This is a genomic window from Wolbachia endosymbiont of Glossina morsitans morsitans (assembly GCF_000689175.1).
GTDB classification, from domain to species: Bacteria; Pseudomonadota; Alphaproteobacteria; order Rickettsiales; family Anaplasmataceae; genus Wolbachia; species Wolbachia pipientis.
Genome location: NZ_AWUH01000024.1, coordinates 1 through 3,816, shown reverse-complemented (window position 1 = coordinate 3,816; position 3,816 = coordinate 1). Strand labels below are relative to the sequence as shown.

The 3,816-nt window shown below is 34.6% G+C and carries 1 protein-coding gene and 4 pseudogenes; 2 read left to right on the top strand and 3 right to left on the bottom strand.

Annotated features, from left to right (window positions below; all coding sequences use genetic code 11):
• Window positions 1-737 (bottom strand): annotated as a pseudogene (locus WGMM_RS05460) (transposase); the annotation flags it as partial.
• Window positions 722-874: a hypothetical protein gene (locus WGMM_RS06350; RefSeq protein WP_240991804.1), complete on the bottom strand. Its 153-nt coding sequence runs from the start codon at window positions 872-874 to the stop codon at window positions 722-724. The gene WGMM_RS06350 and the pseudogene WGMM_RS05460, both read right to left, overlap by 16 nt.
• A gap of 108 nt (window positions 875-982) precedes the next feature.
• On the opposite strand from WGMM_RS06350, the pseudogene WGMM_RS05455 reads away from it, so the two are divergent.
• Window positions 983-1,978 (top strand): annotated as a pseudogene (locus WGMM_RS05455) (IS4 family transposase); the annotation flags it as partial.
• A gap of 193 nt (window positions 1,979-2,171) precedes the next feature.
• On the opposite strand, the pseudogene WGMM_RS00685 reads toward WGMM_RS05455, so the two are convergent.
• Window positions 2,172-3,111, bottom strand: a pseudogene (locus tag WGMM_RS00685) (IS110 family RNA-guided transposase).
• A 216-nt stretch (window positions 3,112-3,327) separates the two neighbouring features.
• On the opposite strand from WGMM_RS00685, the pseudogene WGMM_RS06010 reads away from it, so the two are divergent.
• A pseudogene (locus WGMM_RS06010) lies at window positions 3,328-3,735 on the top strand (IS4 family transposase); the annotation flags it as partial.
• Window positions 3,736-3,816: the final 81 nt, after the last annotated feature.

Here is a 3,816-nt window from a genome sequence, read left to right as displayed (position 1 = left end):
AGCATTCCTGTCAGACATATAATCTATTTCTGGATGTTCTGCCGCATTGTTTATTGGTGCAATTTTTGTCTTTATATCATATTTGTTACACAACTTATAAAACTTCTGCCTATCACATGCTCTATCTGCATATAGTGCTTTTATGGCATGCTGAAAATCAACTTCTTTTAGCAAATCACAAGCTCCATAGTGATCAGAGTAGACACCGTTACTGCTGCACTGCTACTGTATTTTACAGCTATTGCTTTTTGGTTGTTTATATTCAATATTACGTGCAATTTTCGCGTTTGCTCATAGCCACGATATTTTCTGTCAGTGCTATTTTCATTGCTGTGACCAGGAGTGTTGTTGTATATACTAATTCCTGTACTGCCTGTAGCAATTTCGATATCTTCCATATTATTTTTATCAATTCTGCAATCATTTATCTTAATATTAAGTTTCTTAAACCTTCTTGATGCTTGTGAATAGCTGATAACTGCCAAATCTCTTCCTATTTGTTGCAAATACCCTTTTATAAACCCGACTGTTTGTCTTAAACCAATTCTAAGGAAACTGACGATTATATGCACCAAAATCACAACTTTATCACTATAAATATAGTTGCCGCCCTGCATTTTTTGACAATTCTCGTACCAATTTTCTATGGCGTCATTGATATAACAATAAATGCTTCCTCTTTCTTGGAGAAATTTGTTATATTCGTAGCAGTTACTGACTCTCATTTTTTGTGGCATATTTTTTCTTCAACAGTTAAATGGCTATTTATAGTGAATTTTGTCAGTAACTGCCAGTTCTTTTCACTTGAGCGATGCAACAAAGCCCACTGGGATCCAATTTCACCTTGTGATGGTGTCATGAAAGTAGCTGACACTGGTTTCCATCCAAAACGGTGTCATTCCTTACTATTACCCACAAATATAAATGTACTTATAAATAAAGTATTATAATATTAGAGGTTGCAAATATTGAGGGTATAAAAATGGCAAACGAGAGTAATGAATGGGCTAAAAATGAATTTGGAGATGCTGTACTTGGAGATAAAAGATTAACTGACCGATTAGTAAATATTGCTGACAGTTTGATAAGTTTACCTGAAAGCTCAATTAATGAGGCATGCGGAAGTTGGTCAGAAGCAAAAGCAGCATATCGTTTTTTTTAAAATGAGAACGTAAAAGAAGTCGATATACTAGCTTCACACATTGATAAAACAGTTGAGAGAACAAAAGCTCACAAGAGGATTCTTGTCATTCAAGATACCAGTTACATTGTATATAATAACCATAAAAAAACAAGCGGATTAGCAAATTTGTCCAGTTATGATATTGCAAAAGTTATATAATGCATACAGCTCTTGCCGATAGTATAGAAGGTTTGGTACTAGGGACACTAGATCAAAAAGTTTATTCAAGACCTGAAGAAACTGAGAACCTCAAAAAAAAGAGCGATCGCATTGAAGATAAAGAAAGCGTAAAGTGGTTGGAAATTTTAAGAAAAACAAATAATATTATTGATCCAACTCAAACTGAGACTATAACTGTATGCGATAGAGTAGCAGATATATATGACTTTTTTGAGCTTGCACATAGTCTTAATTCGGCAGTGCTAGTTAGAGCATGCAGAGATAGAGCAGTAAATAGAAAATCTCGATATCCTGAAAAAGGTGAGCAGAAGTTATGGGCATTTATTAAATCCTCTCATTGTGCAGGTACGGTAGAAGTTGAAGTTCCTGTAAAAGATAATAAGCCAAAAAGAACAGCACGTTTGGAAGTTAGATTTGGAAAGTTTATGATGAATCCATCTAAGAATAATATTAGGCATAAGACGGAAGAACTACCTAAATTACCACTTTATGCAGTTTATGTTGTTGAGAAAACTCCCCTTCCCTTAAAAAAAACCGCTAGAATGGATGCTATTAACGAATCTTTCAGTTAATACTTTCGATGAAGCTGTTGAAAAAATTAGTTGGTATCAACTATGTTTTTTAAAAATTTTTTTATTTGTGTGATTTTGCAAATTATATGGGCAATAAAAACCCGTTTGTCATAGAAATAGAATTTTATATCGAACAGCTACCACAGCAATTTCTGCTTAAGCCAATGAATATGTGCTTCAAGTCTGTGTGGACGCACATATTCATTAGCCAATTTCAGTTACCGTTGTGAAGATTTTTAAGTATGCAAATTAATTGCTTCTTTAAGTCTTGTATTAGCAATTACTATAATTTTACGCATTAGGGCTGTTATAGCTACCATCTTCTTCTTACCACTTTCAACAAGCTTAGAATAAAAGGCGCCAAGTATAGATTTTGACCTTGTAGCAGCCATAGCGGCTGTAAAGAGCTTTGAACGAACGTTACTTCTACCACCTGTAATCCTTCGGTAACCAACAGCTTTATCACTTTCTTTTGGATGCGGTGCAACTCCGGCAAGACTTGCTACTTCTTTTCTATTTAAGTAACCAAGCTCTGGCATTAAACACAAAAAATCTTGTGATAACTTTTTACCTATTCCAGGAACTGTTTTAAGAATTTTTTGGCGTTGTTGTAATTCGCGGCTTTCATCAATAATCTTTTGTATAGTATCATTGAGATCGTTTATTTGACTATCGAAAAACTCAATGGTCTTTTGACAGATTTCTTTTATATGATCATTTTCCGGTGCTTCAAGTCTGCATTTTTCTTGAGTTCTCATTTGCGTAATATCATCACGACGTTAACAAAGTGCAGCCAAAGTTGATTGTTCTGTAGAGGTAGGTACAAATAGAGAGATAGTTCTATGGCGTTCAAATCCATATTGAGCAAGAGCTCTTGCATCTAGACTTTGCTAAAGTCCCGTGAGATAAAATAAAGCTTTTTACTTTACAAGTATTAGCTCGATGCACGGCAATATTTTTGTCGGTAAGAAAATGTGATAAGCCAAGCTCATATTTCCCTGTATTTTCTAAAGTCACTAAAGCATTAGGTAGAATATCTGAAAACTCTTGAAATAATTGTTGCCAACCAGAAGCATTATTATCAAATTCGACAGCATTCTTCTGTTTGTGAATTGCAACGACATTTTTAAATTTTCCGATGTCAATGCCAATAAAATTTTGATAAGATGTAACCATAATAAACCTCGATTGTTTTAGTTAATTTAAGATTGTAAACGGGTGCATATATATGTCCCAAGCAACTATTCAAACGTATCGAGAGATAGGGCTAGCGTACCTTGATACCAACGGTTGTAATACCAATTTCCTTTCGGTCGCGCACGCCCGCTATTCCTAGTGAGCAGGGTTATCTTTCTCTCTTATCTCTTTTATATCACGTTTTTAACTTACAATTGCGTTAGATGGAAAATAGAGATATTACATAAAATTTTAAATCCGGTCTCAAAGTTGAGGAATGTAGACTTGGAATAGCAGAAAGACTAATGAGATATCTAACAGTTATGAGTATTATTGCTTGGAGGATCTTCTTTATTACATCAATTGCAAGAGCTAACCCACCATTACCATGTACAACCTTATTAGCTGAAGAAGAATGGAAAGTTTTATACGTTAAAATACACAGAAAACCATGTCCAAGTGTAGTTCCCAACATAAAAGAAGCTGTTTCATGAACTTGGAGGCCATTTAGCAAGAAAAAATGACCCAAAACCAGGACCAATTACTCTTTGGAAAGGATATAAACGTCTCTTTGATTTAGCAGAAGAATGGCGACTTGCTCGCGAACCTCATATTTGTGGGTAATAGTAAGATTTGAGAGGTTGTCCACAAACCAAAGAATACGTAGTATATAAAGAAAGAATATTGAGGTAAGAGATGAGGAAA